20 protein-coding genes are annotated in these 26,258 nt (G+C 39.2%); 6 read left to right on the top strand and 14 right to left on the bottom strand.

Features of this window, described 5'->3' with window-relative positions; translation table 11 throughout:
• Window positions 1–126: 126 nt before the first annotated feature.
• From ACFQ19_RS03380 to ACFQ19_RS03365, 4 genes are all read left to right on the top strand, one after another.
• Window positions 127–579 (top strand): helix-turn-helix transcriptional regulator, encoded by a 453-nt coding sequence (locus ACFQ19_RS03380; RefSeq protein WP_379590599.1) that lies wholly within the window; start codon window positions 127–129, stop codon window positions 577–579.
• On the top strand, window positions 576–1,520 hold the full coding sequence (locus ACFQ19_RS03375) for an ABC transporter ATP-binding protein (RefSeq protein WP_379590598.1): 945 nt from the start codon (window positions 576–578) through the stop codon (window positions 1,518–1,520). Before ACFQ19_RS03380 ends, ACFQ19_RS03375 begins: the two co-directional genes overlap by 4 nt.
• Window positions 1,492–2,277, top strand: a complete 786-nt coding sequence (locus ACFQ19_RS03370) for a hypothetical protein (RefSeq protein ID WP_379590597.1) — start codon at window positions 1,492–1,494, stop codon at window positions 2,275–2,277. The genes ACFQ19_RS03375 and ACFQ19_RS03370 overlap by 29 nt, the downstream gene beginning before the upstream one ends.
• Window positions 2,278–2,432: 155 nt before the next feature.
• Window positions 2,433–3,299 (top strand): alpha/beta hydrolase, encoded by an 867-nt coding sequence (locus ACFQ19_RS03365; protein ID WP_379590596.1) that lies wholly within the window; start codon window positions 2,433–2,435, stop codon window positions 3,297–3,299.
• A gap of 132 nt (window positions 3,300–3,431) precedes the next feature.
• On the opposite strand, the gene ACFQ19_RS03360 is transcribed toward ACFQ19_RS03365, so the two are convergent.
• The 11 genes from ACFQ19_RS03360 to allB all read right to left on the bottom strand — a co-directional run bounded on the left by ACFQ19_RS03360 (window position 3,432) and on the right by allB (window position 18,191).
• Complete coding sequence (locus ACFQ19_RS03360) at window positions 3,432–4,874, bottom strand: YfcC family protein (protein ID WP_379590595.1); 1,443 nt, start codon at window positions 4,872–4,874, stop codon at window positions 3,432–3,434.
• 567 nt (window positions 4,875–5,441) lie between these two features.
• The gene (locus tag ACFQ19_RS03355; protein WP_379590594.1) at window positions 5,442–6,668 is read right to left on the bottom strand and encodes a pyridoxal-phosphate-dependent aminotransferase family protein; all 1,227 of its coding nucleotides are present in this window, start codon (window positions 6,666–6,668) and stop codon (window positions 5,442–5,444) included.
• Between the two features lie 956 nt (window positions 6,669–7,624).
• Window positions 7,625–8,557, bottom strand: a complete 933-nt coding sequence (arcC, locus tag ACFQ19_RS03350) for a carbamate kinase (RefSeq protein ID WP_379590593.1) — start codon at window positions 8,555–8,557, stop codon at window positions 7,625–7,627.
• 4 nt (window positions 8,558–8,561) lie between these two features.
• The gene (locus tag ACFQ19_RS03345; RefSeq protein WP_379590592.1) at window positions 8,562–9,335 is read right to left on the bottom strand and encodes a DUF2877 domain-containing protein; all 774 of its coding nucleotides are present in this window, start codon (window positions 9,333–9,335) and stop codon (window positions 8,562–8,564) included.
• Entirely contained in the window at window positions 9,332–10,597 is a 1,266-nt protein-coding gene (locus ACFQ19_RS03340) for a YlbE family protein (RefSeq protein ID WP_379590591.1), read from the bottom strand. The genes ACFQ19_RS03345 and ACFQ19_RS03340 overlap by 4 nt, the downstream gene beginning before the upstream one ends.
• On the bottom strand, window positions 10,578–12,353 hold the full coding sequence (locus tag ACFQ19_RS03335) for an acyl-CoA synthetase FdrA (protein ID WP_379590589.1): 1,776 nt from the start codon (window positions 12,351–12,353) through the stop codon (window positions 10,578–10,580). Before ACFQ19_RS03335 ends, ACFQ19_RS03340 begins: the two co-directional genes overlap by 20 nt.
• An 18-nt stretch (window positions 12,354–12,371) precedes the next feature.
• On the bottom strand, window positions 12,372–13,421 hold the full coding sequence (gene allD, locus ACFQ19_RS03330; RefSeq protein WP_379590588.1) for an ureidoglycolate dehydrogenase: 1,050 nt from the start codon (window positions 13,419–13,421) through the stop codon (window positions 12,372–12,374).
• Between the two features lie 26 nt (window positions 13,422–13,447).
• Entirely contained in the window at window positions 13,448–14,476 is a 1,029-nt protein-coding gene (gene allD, locus ACFQ19_RS03325; RefSeq protein ID WP_379590586.1) for an ureidoglycolate dehydrogenase, read from the bottom strand.
• A gap of 15 nt (window positions 14,477–14,491) precedes the next feature.
• Entirely contained in the window at window positions 14,492–15,280 is a 789-nt protein-coding gene (gene allE / locus ACFQ19_RS03320; protein WP_379590584.1) for a (S)-ureidoglycine aminohydrolase, read from the bottom strand.
• A gap of 26 nt (window positions 15,281–15,306) precedes the next feature.
• Complete coding sequence (allC, locus tag ACFQ19_RS03315) at window positions 15,307–16,536, bottom strand: allantoate deiminase (protein ID WP_379590583.1); 1,230 nt, start codon at window positions 16,534–16,536, stop codon at window positions 15,307–15,309.
• A gap of 290 nt (window positions 16,537–16,826) precedes the next feature.
• Window positions 16,827–18,191: an allantoinase AllB gene (gene allB, locus ACFQ19_RS03310; RefSeq protein WP_379590582.1), complete on the bottom strand. Its 1,365-nt coding sequence runs from the start codon at window positions 18,189–18,191 to the stop codon at window positions 16,827–16,829.
• A gap of 368 nt (window positions 18,192–18,559) precedes the next feature.
• Between allB and ACFQ19_RS03305 the strand changes: the two genes are divergently transcribed.
• On the top strand, window positions 18,560–20,173 hold the full coding sequence (locus ACFQ19_RS03305; protein WP_379590581.1) for a PucR family transcriptional regulator: 1,614 nt from the start codon (window positions 18,560–18,562) through the stop codon (window positions 20,171–20,173).
• 46 nt (window positions 20,174–20,219) lie between these two features.
• Here the strand turns inward: ACFQ19_RS03305 and ACFQ19_RS03300 are convergent, their stop codons facing one another.
• The gene (locus ACFQ19_RS03300; RefSeq protein ID WP_379590580.1) at window positions 20,220–21,470 is read right to left on the bottom strand and encodes an MFS transporter; all 1,251 of its coding nucleotides are present in this window, start codon (window positions 21,468–21,470) and stop codon (window positions 20,220–20,222) included.
• A 358-nt stretch (window positions 21,471–21,828) separates the two neighbouring features.
• Here ACFQ19_RS03300 and ACFQ19_RS03295 point away from each other — a divergent pair, with 358 nt between their 5' ends.
• Window positions 21,829–23,496 (top strand): SLC13 family permease, encoded by a 1,668-nt coding sequence (locus ACFQ19_RS03295; protein WP_379590579.1) that lies wholly within the window; start codon window positions 21,829–21,831, stop codon window positions 23,494–23,496.
• A gap of 87 nt (window positions 23,497–23,583) precedes the next feature.
• Here the strand turns inward: ACFQ19_RS03295 and ACFQ19_RS03290 are convergent, their stop codons facing one another.
• Both ACFQ19_RS03290 and ACFQ19_RS03285 read right to left on the bottom strand, forming a co-directional pair.
• Window positions 23,584–24,789: an MFS transporter gene (locus tag ACFQ19_RS03290; protein WP_379590578.1), complete on the bottom strand. Its 1,206-nt coding sequence runs from the start codon at window positions 24,787–24,789 to the stop codon at window positions 23,584–23,586.
• A gap of 164 nt (window positions 24,790–24,953) precedes the next feature.
• Window positions 24,954–25,883, bottom strand: coding sequence for a prenyltransferase (locus ACFQ19_RS03285; RefSeq protein WP_379590576.1), 930 nt, complete (start codon window positions 25,881–25,883; stop codon window positions 24,954–24,956).
• Between the last annotated feature and the right edge of the window lie 375 nt (window positions 25,884–26,258).

Genomic DNA, 26,258 nt, shown 5'->3' with positions numbered 1-26,258 from the left:
GCGCAAGAGACAACTTGTATTTTGGATACGTAACTGACGTTAACATAAATGGTTATCCTGCGTTGGTTGTTTCCTTTTCATTAAAGGGTAAAATAAAAGTATACCTAAATGAAAGGGATGCATAACATGCAAAAAATTACTTTAGCACGAAATCTTTCTTTTTTAAGAAGTGAAAATAACTACTCTCAAGAAGAATTAGCCGCAAAAATTGGTGTCACCAGACAATCTATTGCGAAGTGGGAAAACGGCGAGTCTTTACCGGACATTATCCATTGCGATGCCCTTGCCTCCTTATTTGATGTCTCTTTAGACAATTTCATTCATTACGATCAAAAAGATAGCGGTTTTCCAATCCCTCCAAAGGGAAAGCATATGTTTAACACAACGCCATTAGAAAAAGGGGGTTATGTTCAATTGCCGGAAAAGGCTTTGAAGATGGTCCACATGCAAGAAGGTGACCAGTTTATGGTGTTAGGTGACGAAAACCCGGAAAGCATTGGTATTGCTCTGGTACCGGCAGATTTTTTTACAACCATGGCACAGGGAATCTTGAATGATACAAAGGATATTAAAAAATGAAGCATTATATTCTGGAAGCAAAAAATATCTCCAAAACCTATAACGGTTTTCAAGCATTGGAAAACGTATCGCTATCCTTGGAAAAAGGAAAAATCTATGGTTTGATTGGTCAAAATGGAGCCGGCAAAACAACGTTCATGCGGATTATTGCCGGCTTGTCCTTCCCCACTTCCGGAGAGCTATATTTATTTCACCAATCCAGTCAAAAAGCATTGCAGGCTGGACGGAAGCAGATGGGCAGTATGATTGAAAATCCAAGTATCCTCGACAACATGAATGCACGTGATAATCTCCGCGTCCATAAAATCATGAAAGGGATCAAAGAAGAAAATACAGAGCAACGAGTACTCGAGATTGTTGGATTAGGACATACCGGGAAAAAGAAAGCAAAAGATTTTTCTTTAGGAATGCGCCAACGCTTAGGCATTGCTATTACCCTGTTAGGTAATCCAGAGATATTAATGCTTGATGAACCTGTTAATGGGCTCGATCCCAGCGGCATTGCGGAAATAAGACAGCTTATAAAAAAATTGGCCGCCAAACACCAAATGACGATTCTGTTGTCCAGCCACCATTTAGCAGAACTTCATCAAACGGCAGATGAATTCATTATTGTGAATGAAGGGAAAATCCTGAAAACACTGAGCCATAACACATTAGAACAACAAATTGATAAGCATCTTCTGATTGATTGCAATGAACCAGAAAAGCTGCCGAAAGTGCTGAGAGAATCCCTTCATACAGAAAATTTTATTGTACAGCCTGATCAAAGCGTGAAATTATACGACTTCACCGATGAAAAAGAAAAATTATCAAAAACTTTGATCGAACATGGTATTATCGTAACCACTTTCGCAACCCAGGAAGAAAGCTTAGAAAGCTATTATCTTCATTTAATAGGAGGGCAAGCTGATGCAACTATTAAAAGCCGATTTCTTTAAATGTAGCAAATCGATTTCCCCATGGGTACTATTTATGTTAGCTATGGTCAGTGCGATTATTTTTACTGCCTGCTCTCATTATGTAGCGACAGGCCGTTTAAGTGTAGAAACTGCGTCAGGCAGCTTGTCTCTATTTTCCGAAACGCAGATGATGGCATTATTAGGAAGTATCGCTGCAGGCATTTGCCTGACAACCGACTTTGAAAATAAAATCATTGAAAATGCCATTACTGGCGGACACAGCAGAAATGCGATTATGATCCATAAAATGATTTCCTTTTTTATTTTAATGGCGTTGTTGTATTTGCCTTACATCATCATCACGATGATTTTTGCTTTTTCGGATACAGCATTCAGTGGTTTTATTCCAACACCAACCTTAAATATTTTATCAGAAGCAACTACCCGGGAATTTACAGCTGATTTATTTGGTAACATCCTATTGACAAACAGTGTATCCTTGCTCATTTTTATCAGTCAGCTAATGATCAGCATTTTCTATATGTTCCTACTTAAAAAGGCTGTTCTAGTCATCGCTGCCACGTATATAACCAGCTTAATCCTCGGACCTATCTCAAGCCTGAATGAAACGGTGCATTCTATAATGGCTTATACGCCTTATGGAATTGATTTATCCCGGTTAACAATCGCAATGAGCGGTGCATTTATAGCAAAAAGTGTCATCATCTGTTTATTATTTATATTCGTTTTCTATCTTGCCAGTTTCCTTATCTTTCGGAAATCGGAAGTGAAATAATACCATTAAGACAAAATGCAGCATTACTCGCATTTTTTACAACAAATCTCTCTCTTTCAAAATAGGGGTAAAGGGGCAAGTGAAAATCGTATAGTTTCATTTGACATCACAATAACATGCCGATATCATATTCATTATGAAAGCGAGTGACGAACATGAAAACATATACGTATAAAGTAAGCCATGACTGTGAAATAAACGGAACATTGCATGAGACGACAGAAAAACAAGCACCGCTGCTCATGTATATTCATGGCGGCGGTTTAATATGGGGTACCAGAGATGATTTGGATAAAAAACAGATTGAGTTGTACACCAATGCTGGGTTTAATGTATTTTCCATCGACTATCGACTAGCTCCGGAAACGAAATTACCGGCAATTATAGAAGATATACGCGATGCGATTGAATGGCTGGCAGAAGAAGGAAGCCAACAATGTGACTTTGATAAAGAAAATATTGCTGTCATCGGCTCTTCTGCTGGTGCTTATCTAGCATTAATGTCCGGGACACTACAAACTCATCCAAAAGCAATTGTTTCCTTCTACGGTTATGGGGACATTACAGGTAAGTGGTATACAGAGCCCAGTCCACATTTTACAAAAATGCCTGCTGCTCCAGAAATGCTTGCCAAACAGCTGATTATGGATAAGGAAATAGCTGCTTCTCCAATTGAAAAAAGGTATGCCATCTATCTATATTGCCGGCAGCAAGGAAAATGGATTGATTATGTAACGGGCAAAAGTTCCAAAGAAGATCTATCTTCCTTAAGCTCATACTGTCCTGCTCGTCTCGCAGACAGTAACTATCCACCGACTTTATTATTACATGGCGACGCGGATGAAGATGTACCATATCAAGAATCCGTTCATATGAAACAAGTATTGGATGAAGCAGGAGTTGTTAATCAACTAATAACAATATCCGGCGGAAAACATTCATTTGATCAAGATATGGAAGACCCGCAAGTTATCGACGCATTTGAAAAAGTGATTCAATTTTTGAAGCAGCAGCTTGATTAATTTCTGATCATATCTTTCTATATACTTTCAGATACGGAAAAAGACAGGAAAACACCTTAGTGTCCCTTCCTGTCTTTTTATGTTGCCATTTCTCTTTGCTGCAAATAATAAATTGGCTGCCAAATTGTATAATCAGGTCCATTGAATTACTTGAGCAATGATTAAGATAACGACCGCAGCTCCAAACCACATAAAGAACAGCGGTAAATAAAATCGAACCCATTTCTCCCATGAAACACCAGCTAAAGCGATAGTCGCCATAAAATAACCAGAAGTTGGGTATAACAGATTTCCAATGCCATCTCCAAATTGATATGCTAATACAGCTGTCTGGCGTGTTACACCAATTAAGTCAGATAAAGGTGCCATAATAGGCATCGTCACTAGAGCTTGGCCACTTCCGGAAGGTACAAGGAAATTAAACAGCATTTGCACAACAGCCATGCCAATTGCCCCAAAAACGGCCGGCAGCTCTCCGACAAGACTGCCGAGACTATTAACAATGGTGTCCATTACCATACCATCTTCCATGACCACTGCCACTGCCCGGGCGACACCGATAATAAACGCCCCAATTAATACTTCTCGAAAGCCATCATTGAACCCTTCACAGATTTCCGTGAAGTTTAATCCGGAGATTCTGCCAACGGCAACTCCCATGAGTATAAACAGGCCGGCCATTTCTATCATAAACCATCCTTGCGTAATCACGCCGTAGATTAACAGACAAAAGAACAAAAGAATAAAAACAGACGCTATTTTTTGTCTGGTGTTTGCTTTACGCGGACTTCCTGTTTCTGATTTTTCCAGGTATTGTTTTCTCTTCTCCGTATCGTCCTCATACACCAAGCTTGCTTTCGGGTTTTTCTTTACTTTTTGTGCATAACGGAGAAGATAGGTCAATCCGATAGCAATAAACACCACAAAAGCGATTAAACGCAATTCTATACCTGAGAAAACCGGCAAGCCGGATATTTTTTGCCCCAGTCCGGTATTGACCGGGTTAAGAAAGCCTGTCGTAAATCCGGCAGCAGTACCCAGCAGAGCAACTCCTGCAGCGACGATGGAGTCATATCCCAATGCGATCATTAAAGGCAGCATAACAGGAACATACACCAGACTCAGCTCTTGTGTTCCTATTAAACCACATATTGTCGCAAATAAGATAAACAAGACAGGAATAACCATAATACTGTTATGCGAAAATCTTCTTGTCAGCTTATCTACGCCAATTTCAATAAGTCCGGTCTTTTTAATAACTGCAAATAAACCGCCTATAATAAAAGTAAAGAATACAATTTCTCCAGCTTCAATTAATCCTCTGGGGATAGCAGTCATAAAATCAATTATTCCAATTGGTGTCTGTTCAACATGTTGAAATGAATTGGGATCAATGGTTTCCCGCCCCTCTGGTCCAGGAACCCTGTCATACATCCCGGCAGGAATAAAATAAGTAGCTATAGATGCCAAGATGATAAAGATAAACAAGATAACATAGATATGAGGCATGGTAAACTTTTTTTTCTTTGGTTTATCAGGATTCAGATTATTTTCAGATTCTTTCTGCTCAGACATTATATCCTCCTTCAATTACATTGAAAGCCAGTTTATACGTTTACCTCTATTTTCAAATTCCACAAACAGATAGTATGTAGTTTTGCCTAGAAAATTTCTGGATTATCAACATCAACGTATTCATTGTCATTTTCGAAGTTAACATATTGCTTGGCTATATGTTTTCCTATACGGTAATAGAAAACCATCATTATTCTATATGAAATACCATTTTTATGCCAATATACACACACATAAAATCTCGCTATACGCTATATTATTTTACCACATCTGTACAAGCACGTATATATACGTTATCACAGTATCGCGCAGAAGTTAACTCTTATCCGCACAAAACAAACGATTACGGAAGAATATACTGACATACACATAGAAATCAATTATAGAGGATGTTCAAAAAAGAACAGCCTGTTCCCGAATTACTGGGCAGACTGTTCTGTGGTTTCAATTTAACATGGAGAAACATCCGAAAACTTCAGCAAAATGATGTTTCGATTTATGTCAAACCACTTTTCGTGTTCTTTTTATTCATTTTACAATTTGTGCATCTGACTTGCCGTGCACAGATTATTCAGCAGAATCGTATACATCGAGGGCAGCTTGCAGTCCTTTTCCGGTATTCAACTGAGCTCCATGACGCACTAATACGCCTTCCATCGCGGAAATAACAAACAATACATTCTCTTGCCGGCAGCTGAATCCCATTGTTCCGATACGCCATATCTTTCCGTGTAAAGGTCCAAATGAACTGGCAATTTCAATTCCAAATTGGTCAAGAAGCATTTTTCTGACAGCATCCCCATCAATACCATCTGGAATTTTTATACAAGTTACCACGGGCAGTTTCCAAGAAACTTCATTGAATAACTCAAGCCCCATTGCCTTTATTCCTTCCATAAGCGCCTTCTCATGAAGTTTATGACGGTCAAATCGAGCTTGCAGCCCTTCTTGTAAAACAATCCTTACACCTTCTCGCAATCCGTACAGCATAGTGGTTGCCTCTGTATGATGATTCAATCTTCTAGGTCCCCAATAGTCCTGAAGCTGACTTAAATCAAAGTAATTACTTTGAATCGGTTCTCCTGCATAAACATCATCCGCAGTAGCTATTCCTTTTTCTACTTTTTTTCTGGAAAAAAGAATGCGCTCAATACGTTCATTGTATGTGATAGGTGCCATCCCGGAAGGAACTGACAGACATTTCTGTGTCCCGCCAATGACCGCGTCCAGCTGCCATTCATCTACTTTTACCGGTACTCCGCCAATGGTTGCAACAGCGTCTACAACACATAACACATCCGCTTCCCGGCAAGCCGGCCCTATTTGATCTAACGGCTGCATACACCCTGTAGAAGTTTCTCCATGTACAACAGCGAGAACTTTAGGATTCACTCTCTTCATCTCTTCAATAATTACTTCCTGATCAAAAACTTCTCCCCATTCACAGTGGATTGTATGGATTTCAGCTTTATTTCTTTCCGCAATTTCCGTTAATAAATGACCAAATCTTCCATAAATAGGAATGAGCACCTTATCGCCCGGCTCAATAACACTGCTCAATAAGGCTTCAATTCCAGAACGGGATGTCCCATCTATCGGAAAAGCCCATTTATTTTTCGTTTGAAAAACTTCTCGGAGCATTTCCATTGTTTCATTCATCATTCCTGTAAAAACCGGATCAAATTGCCCGAGAATAGGCGTACTCATTGCACGAAGCACCCTTGGATCAACCTCAACAGGTCCCGGTGTCATAATTGTTCGTAGCGGGGTATTCATTTCTTGGTAACTATTCATTCTCAGTGTCCTCCTCATGAAGCAAATTCATTTCATACCTTTATCAGCATTCAGATACCTTTTTTCAACATTATTATTTAGGAAATATGAACAGTAATTGACTTCTTCACGCTGATTTCAACGCAAATAATATACCGGTAAAGCAGCAAATCTTACATGGACCAATTATTTTCTGTAACATGTATTATTTTGATCTAAATAGTAACTTTCACCTTTTCATAGTCTGTCCATTCTTCACCATTTTTTATCATTTTTCTTAAACAATACCTTTCTTGCTCAAACATGTTTCCAAAAACGTTCATTACATTTACCTCTCAAGCATCATGTCATGCTCAACAAAAAATGTATTCCTGTTTTTCACTCTGCCATGTGGTACTTATAGGTATATACAAATGGTAGTCACATTGTAAAACAAGTATTTTTTTTAAACATGAACATAATTGTAGAATTAAATATGGATTTTTGGCTAATTTAACTAAAAATCAAGCATATTCTTTCAATTGTATAAATTGAATTAAAAAACCTGTTTTTTTCTTTACTCAACTTACACACTTTAAAAAGTAACTTCCTTTCCATAGGAATAGGGGTAGATCGTTTCTTCTATACATCTGTTGACAAAGATGAGAAGGTAAAGTGTAAGGCGACCGCTGCGGCGAACCGTTTTGCTTTCCGACGTACAACGGTTTTGATGGGGCGAGTAACCGCAGTCCCAGGACGTCGGAAAGCGGAGGGCTTGGCCGGAGCGAACGCCAGAAGGTAAAATATTAATTTCAAGTTATATGCATATGTATTTTTACATTTTATTGTATAAAAATGTAAAAATCAATCTATCCGAAACAGACGAATAATTCCGAAAAAGAAGTTGACTTTATCACGGAAAACTCCCGCTGAATGATGTTTCGTTTTATATAAAAAGAGGGAGGATATTGGTGCATTTTCCTCCCTCTCCGCTTATCTTATTTTGAAATACGTGTACCTGCTTTACCTTCTAAAGCATCTACCGCCTGATCCAATGAACAGATAATCGCTTCTTTACCTAATTTTGCCATTTCTATTCCTGCTTGAATTTTCGGAAGCATACTTCCAGCAGGGAATTGATCTTCCGCTACATATTGTTCTGCTTCTTCAATCGAAACCTGGCTCAGTTTTTGTTCATTTTCTTTTCCGAAATTGATATACACATTCGGTACATCTGTCAGCATCATGAAAACATCTGCATCAACCTGTTGAGCAAGTTTTAATCCAGAACGGTCTTTGTCAATAACCGCTTCTACACCGTGGATTTGGTCTTGTTCATCGCGATAGATAGGGATACCGCCGCCGCCAGAAGAAATAACGATCGTTTCGTCAATTAACTGGCGAATTTCGTCAATTCCATGTATTACTTTTGGCTCCGGAGAAGGAACAACTCTTCTATAACCGCGGCCTGCATCTTCTGACATGGTAAAGCCTTTTTCTTCCATTTGCTTTGCTTCTTCTTCAGAGAAGAATACGCCGATTGGTTTCGTTGGATTTTGGAATGCTTTATCATTCTTGTCCACTTCTACCATAGTTAATAATGTAGCCACATTAGCACTGATTTGTCGCTTGCTGATATGATTTTTCAGCGATTGCTCCAGCATATAGCCAATAAAACCTTGTGACTCTGCATTACACACATCGATTGGAAATGCTGGAACTGTATCTTTCGCAGCTTCATTCTGTACGATAATGTTACCCACCTGCGGGCCATTTCCATGTGTAATCACAATATTGTGTCCAGCTTCTCTAATTTCGATCATATGGCCTGTTGCTGATACCACATTGTTTAATTGATTGTTATAGGTTGCTTCTTGATTTGGTTGTAAAATTGCATTACCTCCTAATGCAATAACGACGTTTTTACCCATTCTTTCACTCCTTATTTAAAGCCATGCAAATTCCGTATAATGTATCTTTCCCAGAAGAAGAGCCTACTTCAATCAGGCTGTTCAAGCTTTCTAAAGATGCGTCATATTGTAAATTGGTGATTTTTGAACTAAATAAACCTTCTATCGCACAAGTTAAAAAACGTTGGCTGACAATCGTTGTTAAAGGTTCTTTCAGCAGTTTTTCCAAAGTCTCAAGATGATTGGGTGCAATAAAAGGATTTATAAAATGACCATATAATATACCAACCAGTATATCGTCACCAGTTGGCGTTAATCCTTGGCCGCGCCCGATGAAGTACCTGAAATCATCTTCCAGTTTCTCAGAAGAATCTTTTAATTTTTGGATCAACGCTGAGGCATATTTTAATTCAAAATCCGTATTCTCATACGACTCAAATGAAATTTGCTGCATATTTTCTTTTAATTTATTTATATTGGCACTCTCAAAATCCGTATGTAACGGAAGCACCTTTGTATGATGAAACGTGATGTCAAAGCGGTTGTGGGAAAGATGTTTATTGTGGACAATGAAGGTATCTCCAATTTCAATACTTGCTTTCACCGTTTGCTTCGTTTGTGGATTTAATAAAATTCCAAATGGAAAAGTTCCATTTTCATTCGTACCAAGGAATATCAATTCACCATTATCGTCAACAATATTCAAGCCTTTTTCAAAAATACTATGGACTGTGAACTTCTTCCCTTCAATCAAGAGTTGGAGTGCGATTGAACCAATCGCACTCGCCTCTATCATCATTCTGTAAAACCTAGTTTTTCAGCATATGCCGTAATTGCTTTTTCAAAACATTCAATTGGCGGGTTAACCGTACCGGCACCAATTTGTCCGTAACCAGCAACTTTATGCGCAATACCAGTATTGATAACCGGTGTAATACCTGTTTCAACAACTTTTCTTGCATCAAGACCTAAGCATGCCCCTTTGAAATCCCATGTTGGAATTGCAAAGTTCGGGTTTTCGCCAATATAGATTTCTGTCATTTGATCACTTGTTTCAAGCGCATCGCTAAATCCGCCTGAACCAACAAACCGTGTTACTGCTGGGGCAGCAATCATTGCTACACCGCCCACACCGATTGTTTCTGTAATCGCTGAGTCACCAATATCTGTATTGGCATCTTCTGCTGAATAGCCAGTGAAATATAATCCTTGCGGTGTATTAACAGGAGCGGTAAACCATTGGTCTCCCATACCTGCAATACGAATTCCGAAGTTTTCACCATTACGGCACATTGCTGTAACAACTGTACCATGTTCAATGGTTGCTGCTGCATCCATCATTGCTTTTCCTGTTGCCATAGCAACATTTAAGAAGAATTGATCTGTATCAGCTAAAAATTGAATGACTTCTGTTTTTTGTGTTTCTTCTACACCATCCAAAGCAGAAATAGCTGGTGTTACTTCTTTTAAGAATGCCAATGATGCTGCAATATTACGCTGGTGGAACTCATCTCCCATTGCGATAGATTTCGCAATCAGAACATTCACGTTCAAGCCGCCATCCATGGTTTTCAATGCTTTACTTAATACTGGAGCCAGCACATCTTTCATCCATTGCAGACGGTTGATTACCTGATCATTATAAGCACCGAAACGCAATACAGCGCCAATGCCTTCATTCATTTGACAGTAAGCTTCATTTCCAGACTCTTTGTTCACAACAACAAGTACTGGCATATTTGGAGACGTGATACCGCCCATTGGTCCTACGGTATTCACATGATGACATGGAATAAACGTAATTTTGTCATTTTCCAGCAGTTCACGTGCTCCTTCTTCATCTTCTGCCCATCCTTCAAAAAGAATAGCTCCGATACAAGAACCTTGCATAGGGTCTGTCATATTTTCATACTTAATTGGAGGTCCTGCGTGCAGCAGCACATGCTCTTCCAATTCAGGAATAACAGATTTAGCAGGTACTACATCCGTTAAGAATGGTGCAGCCGCTACTATCTTCTGGATAACAGCTTCATTTGCTTCATTAATTGTTTTGTAACCCATTAGATGTATCTCCTTCATAATAGTTTAGAAATTGAATTACTTTCATTAACTTCTCGTCACCGCCGGCAATTGGGCGCCAGTTAAATTGAACACACTCAGAACCGTTTTCCTTAACTGCTTCAGTGAAACTTTTCAGTCCAACATTGATAACACTAGGGTTAGAATTAATTAAGGACATAATTTTTTCATCTACAGCTAAGTCTTCAGGTGTATGCTCCACTTTTTGCACGTCAAGAACCGGTTGTTCTGCTTTTCCGCCCACAAGATTGATCGCTGTACGAACCATTTGATCGTTTGTTTCGCAAAGGATAGCGCCACTTTCTTTCAGCGTATCAATTTGTTTTTGATAACCTTGAGGATCTTGCTCTGTACCTACTACTGTTGCAAGTACTGCAAGCTCACGACCGTCTTCTTTTGCACTGTCCAATACACGTTTGATGGTCGGTGCTAATTCATTTGCCATATCGTCATGGCTGCCGTAGCCGATCACATTATCAAGCATAATAACTGCTGTTTCTGGATCATTTCCAGATGTCTCAAGCATTTCGATACGTTTTTCCGGATCAATCATCGGGTGCGGTCTGCCTTGCGTGTACATATCATCGCCCAAGTCAATAATTTCATGATGATCGGTTTTTAAGATATAAGCTTCTTTCTTTTCCTCAGGTACTTCATCTTGAAATGCTTCTTTTAATAACATTGCTGCTTCAGAAGCTAACGTACCGCCGGAATAATAGCCTTTAATGCCAACTTGTGAATCTTTTAGAGATACATTAGCATCTTCAACGATTTTCGGTTCGAAGTTTGGTTTGTCACCATTAGATAATTGAACAGATACAACCGCTGTTTCTTCCAGTGTATAAGCGTGATAAATATTTTCTTCTTGATAAGATGGTTTGTCGCCTAAAAATAGCGTAACAACCGGCTTATCAATGTTTCTTAACACGTTTAACACTTTTTGCTGTACTTCTTCAGCAGGCGGCTTAGAGATAACAGTAATCACATTAACTTTCGGATCTTGGTTTAACGCTTTGATACTATCTAACATCGTGATTGCTCCAACCTCTGTGGATAAATCGCGACCGCCAGTTCCGATAGCATTCGTTACTCCTTTGCCGTAACGGTCGATAATGGTTGTCACCTCTTGGATTCCTGTGCCGGAAGCACCAACAACGCCAATATCTCCCTCATTTACAACATTCGTAAAAGCAAGCGGCAGGCCGTGAATAATTCCGGTACCACAGTCTGGTCCCATTACCAATAGGCCTTTTTCATTTGCTTTTTGTTTCAATCTCACTTCGTCTTCTTTAGGGACGTTATCACTAAAGATAAACGCATGAAGTCCTTCATTTAGTGCATTTTCTGCCTCTAATGCTGCATATTGTCCTGGAATGGAAATTAATGCTAAATTCGGATCGTTAGCAAGCTCCATTGCACGTTTCCAGTTAAGTGCTTCCTGATCTTTTGATGCTTCTTGTGAAGATGAATCACCTTTTAATTCTGCATCGACTTCTGCTTCTACCTCAGACGCCTTTTCTTCTTGGTCTGTATCTACAACAATGACAATATCGTTCGGGTTTGCTTTTTCCAATTCATCTGTTCCCAAACCTGAAGATTTGAAAATATCTTTGTTAGCTGGTGTTCCCATCATAATGGATACTTTGTTTACACCATCCATTGCAGATAATTTGTTTGATAAAAGCATTAACACAATAGAATCCTGATACGTGTTTTCTTTTATAATTGTATATAACATAATGTTCCTCCATTTGAATTATTCTGCAAATCTATTCTTCCCATGGTAACGGTCGTAATGAACATCGTCTGATACCAGATAATTGTAAATATCATCCACGATTTCAATACCATCTTTATCATACTTTGCACTTCTTAATCTTGCGCGTTCACCCGGGTAAAAAATTTCTCCATAGCCTTCTGCTGCCGGCTGTGCTTTTAGTTCATCAAGCATCGTAGAAATCTGTTTCTTAAAAGCATCTAAATCGGTAAAGTATGCCGGATTGATTACGATGTGAATTTGGCCAAGGTCCCTGCCTTTGGTCAAGTCTTGATACATCGAGGATACATGGACACCATGCGGAACACCGAGAAGGCTGCCTGATAAAATATCCACCATCATCATCAATCCATATCCTTTCGGGCCAGCAATGGGAACAAGGGCGTGCACATCTCTAGCATTCGTTGTCGGTGCGCCGGATGCATCTACCGCCCAAGTGTCCGGAATGGATGCATCTTTACTTCTCGCATCCAATACTTTTCCCCAGGCCTGAACCGTTGTCGCCATATCAAATGTAATCAACCGCTCATCGGCAGATGGGGCGCTGAATGCGATTGGATTCGTACCAAAATACGGTTCTGTTCCTCCAAACGGTACCACCATCGGATCAGATTGACACATACTTAAGCCAACCATATTTTTTTTTGCTGCCATTTCAACAAAGTAGCCCAGGGCCCCGCTGTGTGAGATATGTTTCATTCCCACAACAGCCACACCGGATGATTCCGCCATCTCAATGGCTTTTTCCATCGCCTGTTTTGCTGCCTGATGACCCGGACCGTTGTCTCCATCAAAAACAGCAGATGCCGGTCCTGTTTGTTCAAACGTGTAATTCGGATTTGCGGTAATACCGCCTTTTGCGATTCGTTCCGCGTAATATTCCACACGGACAGCACCATGTGAATGAATACCCCGATAATCGGCAAAAGTCAATACATCCGAAACATCGTGCGCTGCTTCCTCATTTAATCCAGCCTTCATAAACTTCTGCTTCATTAAATCAAACAGTTCCTGCTTTTTTACACGCATCTGACTACTCCCTTTCATCAAAATGATCAGTAAATCTTATCAGACTCTAAATAATCAAAAATATCCTTCGTAACCGGAATACCACTTTCTTGATATTGCTTCATTACATCATTTTGAATCTCACCCGGGTAATACACTTTATCGAACCCTTCAGCAGGCGGATTGGCATGCAATTCTTCAACCATTTGGGATATATTTTCAAGGAATTGCTCTTTGCCTCCAAAATACTCCGGATTGATGACAACTTGAAATTGTCCTAAGCGGCGATATTCTGTTAAATCCTTGTACATGGAAGTGACATGCTTACCAAACGGCAAACCAAGTAAACTTCCCGCCAGAATATCCACCATCATCATTAATCCATATCCTTTAGGCCCTGCGACCGGCAATAGTGCATTCACCTTAAATGGATCTGTTGTAGGGGCACCATTTTCATCTACTGCCCAAGTATCAGGAATAGATTGATGTTTACTTCTTGCATCTAATATTTTGCCCCAGGCTTGTACGGTTGTCGCCATGTCAAAGATGATCGGTTCATCATCTTTTCTAGGGGCTCCAAAAGCAATCGGATTGGTGCCGAAATACGGTTCAGAGCCACCAAATGGAACTACCATTGGGTCAGATTGGCATACTGTTAAGGACACCATGCCTTCCAAGGCTGCTTGACGTGCATAATAGCCGATAGCACCGCTGTGCCCTATTTCTTTGACACCTACGACTCCGATACCGGATGTTTTTGCCAGTTCAATCGCTTTTTTCGTCGCTTCATAACTTACATAATGTCCAGACGCGTTATCTCCATGATAAATCCCGGTTGCCGGACCTGTTTGTTCAAATTTCAAATCTGGATTCAGGTTATATCCACCTTTTGCTACGCGCTCTGAATAGTATTGCATTCTTACTGCACCATGAGAGTGAATACCTCGTTCATCTGCAAAAATGAGTAAGTCTGCTGTTTTATCTGCCTGCTCCTCAGGTAACCCAGCTTTCACTAATTTATCTTTCATTAGCGTCCGGAGACGATCACGTTCTACATACACTAATGGTTCAGTCATTAAACTTACCCCTTTTTATAAATTAATATCTCTATTCGCATCTTTTGAGTAAATATATGCGAACGGCTCATCCAGTCCGATTGCATAAGTTGCCTGTGGTGCATAAGCGCCCATGAAAATATAATCGCCTTTATCAACCGGCATCCATTCATTGTCCAAGTTATACATACCGCGGCCGCTTAATACATAAGCACCATGTTCCTGAACGTGAGTCTCGATATAACCATGGGAAGCTCCAGGTTTAAAAGAAAGAATATGAATATTCATGTCATATGCAATGTCTTTTGGTAATAAATCTTGAATGAGCACTTCTTTCATGCCTTCATAAGCTTCTTGTTTCATATCGTTGACATTATCCGAAACAACTTCCGGAGTATGTCCTTCAATTGGCTGATAACGTTTTTTGTATAAGAATAAACGGCTGTCCTCACCATTATTGTTATTTTCAAAAGTCAGTTGTAAATGTGGAGGTACATATAAATAGCCGCCTTGAGTCAATTCATATTTTTTACCGTCAGCATAGGCATTGATTTTTCCATATACAACATAGACAAATGATTGTACGCCATCACCGGCAAAACCAGTTTTATTTCCGCCTTGGTTTTTAACAGTTACCAGATAATCAACAAATCTTGCACCTAAACGTGGAGAACCCAGTATAGATACATCACAATCGTCAAAACCTGGCACCACGTTATTAACTAAACCATCCGGCGTAATGACCGCATAATTGTCTTTTTTGATAACAGAACGTGTTTCTAGTAAACCTTCTCTATATCCTTGATTATGATTCAAATAACTCAAGAGTATCTAGCTCCTTTATATAATAATTATTCTTTATAAGCTAATTCATACAGTACGTCTTTCAGTACTTCAATTCCCTTCACAAGATCTTTTACTTCCGTTTCCTCATTTGTATTATGGCTGATGCCATCAATAGAAGGAACAAACAGCATAGCTGTCGGAACAAAATCTGCGAAAATTTGAGAATCATGACCAGCTCCAGAAGGCATAACTTTATAGGCTTCCCCTACATTATCCTTGGCAGCCTGTTCGATTGTATTAATGATTTTTTCATCCATTAATGTTGGTGCTTCATCCATCCACAAATTAATGTCATAGGACATATCATTCGCTTCTGCTACAGATTGGATTTTAGCTTCAATTTCTTTTGCGAAATCATTCAAGGCCGCTTCATCAATATGCCGGGTATCTACGGAAAAAGTGATTTCCCCAGGGACAACATTGACAGTGTTTGGAACAGGAGTGACGTGACCAAACGTTAATACAAGCGGTTCCCCGATTTCTCTTGCCCGTTTTGTTAAATCGTTGACGATTTCACTATATGCAACAACTGTATCTTTACGCAGTGACATTGGTGTTGTACCTGCATGGTTTGCTTCGCCTTTTAAATTGATTGTATAGCGTTTTTGACCGAAAATCCCATTTACTACGCCAATGGTTTTTTCTTCTGTTTCCAAGACTTTTCCTTGTTCAATATGCACTTCCACAAATGCTTTAATATCGTCACGGACTTTTTCCGTTTGACGATAATCAAAACCGGATTCACGCATAGCGTCTTCGAATTTAATTCCTTCTGCATCTGCTATCGTTTCAACATCCGCTTTATTCGCTAAATTGAAGAGGCTTTTGCTTCCCCAAAATGCATACGGAAAACGGCTTCCCTCTTCTTCTGCAAGTGATAATACTTCCAGAGTACGCAATGGCTGGCCGTATTTTTCTTTCAAGTATTTCACTGCAATCAGTGCAGATAGAATACCGAATTGTCCATCCAAGTGACCGCCTTCGACTACTGTATCGATGTGCGAACCTGATAAGATGGTTTCTTCAGGATACTTGCTCCCTACAAGGCGTCCGGATAAGTTACCGATATCATCAAAACTAACTTCTAAACCTTCTTCTTTAAAGGTTGATTCCAATTCGCGAACCGCTTCATTCCACTCAGGTGAATACAATAGACGAGTGATACCGCCTTGATCCAACCCGCCGAAACTTGTAAATTTCTTGTCTAACGCTTCAAAGGTTGATTGAATATCCATTCCTTGTTCACTCCCTTTTTTTATCTATTTCCATTATAAAATCCTAAGCAAAACCAATCATTGACATAAACAACAATTCTGGGTGTTTGTTTTATGCACTATTCACAAATGCATGTTTTAACAAAGCATTGTACCCAAAATAATGCTTTTGCCGTCGTGCAGACAACTCCTGACAGGATATATTCTTTTCTTACAAAATAATTTCCCCATTTTTGATTTTTCTAACCTGATTCCACACTTTATTTTGCGAACCATATAGAATTCATTTTTTATGGGGAAGTTCTCTTGAATCAATCTATAAATGTCCCTGTTTTTTCATCCGAAATCCCTTTTTCCTTGTCATATATTTCCACGCCGCGAAGTATTGTTTTTACGACTTGTGCATTAATTTCACGACCGACATATGGGCTGATTTTATTTCGGTAAGCTAAGTTCTCTTTTTTCACTTCATATGGAGCATCTTTTTTAATAAATACGAAATCTGCATCCTTTCCTACAGTGATACTTCCTTTCGTATCCAGGTTAAAACGCTTCGCTGGGTTTGCTGCAATAATATCTGCAAATTGACTTAGCGACATGTTGCGTTTTTGTACCGCTTCATCAAATAAGACATCGACATTGTTTTGTAAACCAGCGATACCTCCCCATGCTTCAAACGCATTATCGGTATCTTTTAAATCAGGTGTACACGGGGAATGATCTGATGTAATAAATGAAATATCTCCATCAAATACGCGATGCCACATTCCTTCTAAGCGTGACTGCTCCCGGATTGGCGGAGAGCATTTTACAACAGGGCCAATATCATCCAATTCTTCTTTGTAAAAATATAAATAATGGGTGCACGTTTCACAGGTGATATCAACACCTTCCTGCTGTGCTTTTATAATTTCATCGACACCTTCTTCACAAGCTACATGAACGATGTGGACACGGCATCCTGTCTCTTTAGCAAACAAAATAATTTTCTGGATTGGTTCCACTTCGGTAAATACGGGTCGTGAATCCACATAAGCACGTAAAGAGGTCTCCCCATTTTTGGCTGCTATTTCTCCCAGCTTATCCGTAATGGCTGCATTTTCAGCATGAACCGATAATATTTTTCCCGTTTTTGCAATTTGTTTCATCCCCTCATACAGAGAATAATCATCCACATTCATGAAGTCGCCTTCTATTGAACGGTCACCGCATGTTGCCAGAAAACATTTATAGCCAACAACACCATTATTATCTAACTCTTGAATACCACCATCTAAGTTAAACGGAACTAAACCGCCATAACTGGCAACATCTACAGATAATTTTCCTTCGCCGGCTTCATACTTTTCCTGAATAGACGCTTGGTTAACTGTAGCCGGCACTTGATTTAAAGGCATTTCGATAATTGTGGTGACACCGCCTTTCGCTGCTGCGCGGGTCCCTGTATCATAACCTTCCCATTCATCTCGATAACCGCCGCCCGGTTCTGTGATATGCACATGCGCATCAACCATACCTGGCGACACGATAGTCCCCTTCGCATCAATGATTGCCGCATCCGTACCCAAATTATTACCGATTGCTGCAATTTTACCGTCTTTAATTCCTACTTCTACTGCTTGTTCTTCATTTTCCAGAATAACAATACCGTTTTTAATAATCGCATCAAAATTCATCAAATCATCCTCCCCTATTTTTTAAACCTATTTAATATAAAGAGCAAAAAACCGCGGACTGCTGTATAATTTGGAATATTATAAACAGATCCTACCCACAATGTAAAGAAATTAAAACGCGGATGTATTTCTTTGTTCAAGTGTCTTTGGCATGATATTCTTATTATAACCGCGCTTTTCATAAAATGAAGGGTTACGTTGCTTACCTTGAGCTTGTTCAAGCATAATAATTCTCCTTTTATAGAGGACGATACGTATAATAACTTTCAAAGATAGTGTACTCTCCAAGAAGCAGGTTAACTTTGTCGCATTTGACATATTTTACTTTTATTTTATCTTTTACGAACAAAGTTGAGGAGGCAGTTTTTATGACAACGTTAAAAGATATATTATCTGTACTTCAATTTTCAGATTTAACATTGCTGAATAAGCAAGGTGACCTCGAACGCACGGTAGAAATGGTCGATATTACAGAAACGCCTGATATCAAGGATTTTACAACACCACATTCATTCATTGTCACTACAGGGATGAATTATAAAGATAACCAATCCGGACTTATCAGTCTTATTCGTGAGTTAAATGATATACAAGTTGCAGGTCTGGGAATTAAACTATCCCGATTTTTAAAAAAAATAGATGATGACGTATTAGCATTTGCAAACAAACTGCAATTTCCCATCATCGAAATTCCGGAAAGCTGGAATCTAGGTTCCATTACGCACCATATATCATCCTTTATTATGGACGAAGAAACAGAAAAATTGCATTTTGCCTTAGATACGCAGCAGGAATTAAATGACATGCTTATTCAAGGGTTGAACCTGGACATGATGATTGAACGCTTAAGCAGGCTTATAAAAGTTCCCGTCATGCTGATTAATCCATTCCATGAAGTGGAGTCACACAGCCAGCACTTTCACCAGCACTCGGAGCTGGTTCAAAAAAACCTTAATTATTTCAGAAGATATTTAAACTCAGAGCAAAACAATGCAAACCATAAAACCGTTTTTCAGGAAGACTATGCCATATTTAAAGTTCCCGCCTTTAAATACTTTCCATACTATTTAATTATCTCAAATGTGAATATGCTCAACTATCCGATTAGTTTACTGACAATCGAACAAGCAGTAAATATACTCAGTCTTGAAATTTACAAAAACAGTAAAATTAAAGAAGCAGAACAGCGGGACACGGATCACTTTTTCTCATCATTAATGTCTGAACAGCCAAATAACCTTATTTCGCTGACACAACACACCGATCTGTTGAAAAAATATCATATCCAGTCTTCTGACTTCTACCAAGTGATTATTTGCGGAATCGACAGGGAAAAGAACATCGAAAACAGTGTCTACTTGAATGAGTTATACCAAATGACATTTGAATGGCTGAAACATATGTTTCATAATATCGATCCTTCCATCAGCATATATATGTCTACTGGACAGCGTCGATTTACAATTCTTTTACAAACAGGGCATCACTACTACTACGAATACTGTAAATATATTCAAAAAGAGTATCAACACTTCTTCGACAGCACGCTTTCCTTTGGTATTGGCAATGAAGTTTCCGAACTTTCGCAGCTGCCATTGTCATTTTTCGAAGCAAATGAAGCTTATGATAATAAATATGAAAAAGGCGAACATGAATTTATTGAGCTGTATAAGTCCAAAAGCGTAGAAGAATTGCTGCAACTCATACCGGCAAATAAATTAAAGCCATTTATTATGTATACGCTGGGTTCTTTAGCCTACCCCAAAACAACAAAAGGAAAAGAATTGAAAGATACGTTGAATGTCTACATGGAAAATCAGTGTGACCTGACAAAGACATCGGAGGAAATTTTTATTCATCGTAATACGGTGAAATACCGCATCAAAAAATGCGAGGAAATATTAGGGCAATCTGTCGAATCGCCGGAAACATCTTTGGGTATTCGGTTAGCTTTATTTGCCTCAGAGAAAATAACTTTATAACAAAAAGGAGAACCATTAAAAGTTCTCCTTTTTGTTTTCCATCTTATTAGGTAGCTGGTGTTTTTTTCTGTCTTAACATAACCAAGAAGAAAAATAGCACTGCTGCTAAAGCAAGAAGGATGGTTGCGATATAGAATGCCAATACTTGTGATCCAGTCACATCTCCAATATAACCAGTTAATGCCGGAGCAATAACAGATGAACTCATACCGAAGAAGTTAAAGAGTGTCAGCGCTCTGGCAACTTTATCTCCAGGTACAGAGTCAGAAACATAAGTGATTAGAACTGGGTCAATTGCAAGCTTACCTAACAAGCCATATAAGATCAGAGCGATATAAAGCACGATAGGGTTTGGTGAAAATACAGTCAAACTGATTGTTGCAGCTGCTGCAATAAGCAAGAAGAAAATTAACGGCAGACGGTGATGTGCATTTTTGTCGATATATTTCGTGAATATCAACGCACCAGGTACAGCCGCAATTGCAACCAATGCAGATACATAACCTACAGAGCCCTGTTCAAATCCTTTTTCGGAGACCAGGAATGATGGTAACCATGTAACAATCATGTAGTAACCGTAACACGTTGCAAAATAAACAAAATAAATAACCAATTGTTTAAGAGAAAATAGACCTGCACTTGCTGCAGAACCTACATCTGGAGCAGGTTCTTCCCCTTCTTCCTCTTCTCCATCATCTTCAGTTGTTTTTTTGTCTTGTTTAATAAACAAGACAAATACAAATGTTACAGCCACTGCAATGACAGCAGTCATGTAAAGCATATAGTTCCATTGAATTTGCAGTCCGCCTACTAAAACAGAAGCACCAATCAGTCCAATAACCATACCTAATGCGGAACCACTGTTTATAATCGCATTAGCAAAGCTTTTCTTGTCTTTTGGTGTATGTTTTGCCGATAGGGAGAAGGCTGCACCATAGTAAGAACCTGTAGACAGTCCCGCTAATAGCGCACCAGCATAAACTTGCATAATCGTTGTACTTGTACCAATGACAACAGCAGCCAGCGCAAAGATTATAAATGCAGGAATTAATACCTTTTTCTGCCCAAATTTATCAACAAGCGCCCCGGAAGGAATCTGCATTCCTGTATAAGCAAAGAAATAAATAGAAGCAACAAGCCCCATTTCCGTATTGCCGACGTCACCGAGTGATTCTTGTATCTGTGGATATATTGGCGTAAGGATTGTACGATATATCCAGATAGCTACCCACCCTAAACACAATGCCACAATTATCTTTTTATAATAATTTGGATCATGTTTTTTTGTTTTATCCATGATATGACACGCTCCCTTTTATAATAAATATATTTGATTTCTTAATTAAATTGTAGGTTATAAACAAGCAAATAACATTGTCCATTTTTGACAAAAACAACTAGCACATTACACATTTTAGACAAAAGATACGTTTTCAAAAAAGCAACAACATGATTTAACCCTCATTTTCACACTTTTCATTATTCCCATCTGACGTAATTTAAAAAGGAATTCACCGGCGCCACTTATTCCCAATTTCTTTTAATTAGAGGGAAACGGGTTGAAAGAAAATTCGAAACTCCTTTTGTATTCATTGATTTACAAAATGAATACGTTTACAATTTCAGTAGATTTATACTTAAATGGGGTGAAAAGGATGATTCATACTACTTGGAATTGGCTTTGGGAAAAACATGATCAGGTAAAAGATATGTTCCGATTTTTCATGAAACCAGGAAAAATCATGGAACAGAAAAAATGGAACAAGCCTGATGAAGCAAACGGAGGGAACAATAACAATGGCGATAACAATGATAAGGAGGATAAAGAAAAACGCCCTTATTCGCCGGTACAGATCATAGGTCTTATTGCTGGTCCCTTATTATTCGTTATTACTTTATTATTTGTATCTCCTGAAGGATTATCCGAAGAAGGACAAGCGGTTTTAGCCAGTACGATTTGGATTGCTGTATGGTGGATGACAGAAGCCATACCAATTCCAGCCACAGCATTACTGCCTATTATTTTATTTCCTTTAACAAATGGTTTGGAGCTTGGAGAAACAACCTCTGCCTACGGGGATGACACCATCTTCTTATTTATGGGAGGGTTTGTACTGGCATTAGCGATGGAAAAATGGAATCTGCATAGAAGGATTGCCATTAATATTATTTCTGTCATGGGAACAAACACTGACCGTATCGTACTCGGTTTTATGATTGCCACCGGATTTTTATCGATGTGGATATCCAATAGCGCAACAGCCATGATGATGGTGCCTATCGGGCTAGCTATTATTTACCAGGTTTCTGATACAATCAAGCAAGAAACCGGTGTGGAATCTTCCAAAAAGAACTTTGCATTTGGAAAATCATTGATGCTAGGTATCGCTTATTCTGCTTCCCTTGGCGGAATGGCTACATTAATTGGAACACCGCCAAATGCCATATTGGCAGGTTCAGTAAATACGATGTATGGCGTTAATTTATCTTTTGCTTCGTGGATGTTATTTGGCGTACCTTTTGCATGGATATTTATTTTTATCGCCTGGTACTATTTAACAAAAATTGCTTTCCCTTTAAAAACGAAACAACTGCCGGAGGGAAAGAAAATAATAGACGACGAGAAGAAGAAACTCGGTGCTGCATCCTATGAAGAAAAAGCTGTTTTTGTCATTTTTATTTTAACGGCATTAGCTTGGATTTCCCGTTCGTTCTTCCTTGATAAATTAAATCCGAATATTGATGACGCTATCATTGCCTTGACAGGTGCCATTATCTTATTTTTAATTCCTGCCAAGAATAAAAAAGGAGACCATTTGATTGACTGGAACAGTGCCGCCAAGCTGCCTTGGGGTGTTTTGCTTCTATTTGGCGGCGGGTTGTCTATTGCTGCCGGATTCACTTCATCCGGACTATCCGATTGGATCGGAGAACAATTAACAGCATTACAGGGAATCCACTTGATCATTATTGTTCTGGCTGTAACTGCTCTCGTTAATTTCTTAACTGAAATCACATCCAATACGGCAACAGCGACGATGATGTTTCCAATTATGGCAGCGCTGGCAGCTGCCATTGATGTACACCCGTTTGTCTTGATGTTCGCTGCCTCATTAGCTGCATCCTGTGCATTTATGCTTCCTGTAGCTACACCGCCAAATGCCGTTGTTTTCGGATCCGGATATCTTCGTATTCCGGAGATGGCCAAAGCAGGATTTTCCTTAAATATTCTGGGTATTATTTTAATTACTCTAACCGTTTATGTATTGGTTCCTTTATTCTTAGGAATTGATATAGGAAGTTATCCAGAAAGCTTCAGATAATCAAAAAACCGGACATTCGATTTTTGTCCGGTTTTTTTCCTACATATTCTACTTTCAACGACGCTGCTTTTATCCAATTGAGGTGCATTAACTACTGGAAGCTGATTTTTTTATTCCTTTCTGCACAAGTGTAACAAAAATTAAATAACCTATCGGCAATATCCCTGCGAGCCATACGAGGGCATGCCACCCTGCTTGATTCCAAATAGGCCCCACTGCCGTACTTCCGAATGCTACACCAATATAATAGGACACAAGATATAAACTGGATGCACTCCCCTTATGATGCGTTGCCTGTTCTGTTACAAACGTTGCCGTTAAAGAATGGGCTGTAAAAAACCCCAGACAAATCACACATAAACCGGCAATAATCCATGGCAGTGATACAATCGTTGTCATGAGAATACCTGCAGATAGTGTTATAATTCCTGCGATTCGAACTCGATTCAGCCCCAAAGAACCGGCAAGCCACCCAGCAACCGGCGCCCCGACAACTCCAAACCCATATGCAAGGAATGTATAAGATATCGCTTGTGGGGAAAGAAAGAATGGATCGCCTTCCAAATAAAATGGCAAATAAGTCCAAACAGATGTGAACGAAACTTGAAAAATAATTCCCATACCAAAAAACAAAAGCATGACCGGATTTTTTATATGAAAAATCATTCCTTCAATGTCTTTTCGGAACGGAAGGTACTTGTGTTCAAAAAATTGAGATTTGGGAAGAAACATGATTACCAATGCTGCAATAAACACGCCTGCCCCTGCAAAAATATAAAATACCGTCTGCCATGCCATATCTTCCACTAAATAACTCGCTAGAACCCTTCCCACCATCCCTCCAAAAGCATTGCTGGCTATGTATAGAGCTGTCGCAATGCCAACACTCGAAGGCTGGATTTCCTCATTGATATAGGCAAGGGAAGCTGCAGGCAAACCGGCCATAGCAAACCCCTGGATGAATCGCATCACAATAAGTAAAGCAAATGAATCCGTCATAGCAATAAAAAGAAACGGGATAACGGAAATAGCCAAGGACCATTTAATAAGGGAAACCCTGCCAACTCGATCCGAATAAAACCCAAGGATAATTAATCCAAGAATTAAACCAAAAACATTCATGGATAAAGGTAACGTTGCTTCTGATACAGACACATTAAAATCTCTGGCAAAAACCGGGGATAACGGTTGAACCACATAAAGGCTTGCAAATATAAAAAAAGAAGCCGCCGCTAAACAGAAGGTAATTTTCCAAAAGTAAAAATCTGATCTGTCGTACTTTCTCTTCTCCATTCTGTAACACTCCTTATATTTCATTATACTAGGAAAACGGAAACATTCATCCTATTTTTAATGAAAAACATCCATTGCCTATTTTATAGAAAGGAGTGCATTGCCGTAATATTAATGATCAAGGTGTTCGTTATGCTTGCAAAAGAATGTGATAATCCCACTGTTTATATAAATACCCCAAGCCATATAGCTGTAGCAAAAGCAAGGATAAGCAGCTTTTTCTCAGCATTGGTGACTTTTTCTACATTGTCAATATCCATTTTGACAACGAGATAGATTGCATACATCAATAGAATCCCAGCTCCAATTGCCCCGGTCGGCCGTGTGAAAGTTGTCCAAAGTAACAGCAAACCAATAAGGATAAAATAAAGTACGGCAGGGAATTTAGCACCAACTGCTCCAAAAATATTCTCCGCCCACACAACGGAAGTTTGCTTTAAGGGCACCGCTTTTCGGTCAGCATGCCGATCAGGGATATGATGAACCATAACCCATGCCATGCACCAGATGGCATTGACAAGTGCATTTTGCCATGTCCAGACAGGAACTTGTCCAAGCAGAACCCAAGGAGCAGCAATTCCCAGCATCAGCATCGTGGGAAATAGACTGAGCCATTCCCCTATAAATGGATAGTAAGCTAATTGAAATGGTTTCAATGAATAAGATACTGCTCCCCAGATGCCAACCAAAGTTAATACCGCAAATTCGATAAGCCCAAGCGCAGCAAACAGACCAGCCATCAGCAATAGAAAAACAGTCATCCAGATGCCCAATTGCTTCAACATTCCCATAGTCATCGTGCCTGTCTTTAGTACCTTGCTGCCTCCAGAAAGCACACCGGGACTGTGTTGATCTGTTCCTGACTGATAATCTGCAATATCATTCAATGTGTGCGTCAGCATGCCATGAATAAATACAGCGCCGATTAATAATACAGAAGCAACGATCATCACAGTACCTGCGGACAAGTCCGTATACAATAAAAGCGGCAAAACTGTCGATAAAATAGCTGCTATACTGGAAAATCCAACGGCAACAAAACGTAATAGCATCACAATACTTTTTCGGTTAATAGCTGGTTGTGCGGAAATCATTGTCATCATCCTTTTATAAGAAATCGATTCATTTCTTTTTCTATATAACTTGAAATTAATATTTTATCCTCTGGCTGCTCGCTACGGAAAAACACTACGCGAGCTATTATGCTTAATCCTAAAATAAATAACTTCATTGTTTAAGCACAAAAGACAGGTTTATTCGTTCAACTTATATAGTAGCATACTAAACTTTCCTCTTATTTATACAAGCTATGGATAACAAAACAGCAAAACATCTCAGGCTATTGCATTTTCATCCGCCTCGGAAAGATGCCCATTATCACAGCTTCTCTATTTTCCATTATGCCTATGTCATGTTTAACACGTTCACGGAGTTTCTTTTTATCTACTATAACAAGAAAAAACATATAT

Source organism: Oceanobacillus locisalsi, from assembly GCF_042675985.1.
Taxonomy (GTDB): Bacteria; Bacillota; Bacilli; order Bacillales; family Amphibacillaceae; genus Oceanobacillus; species Oceanobacillus locisalsi.
This window is presented reverse-complemented; position numbering and strand designations above follow the sequence as displayed.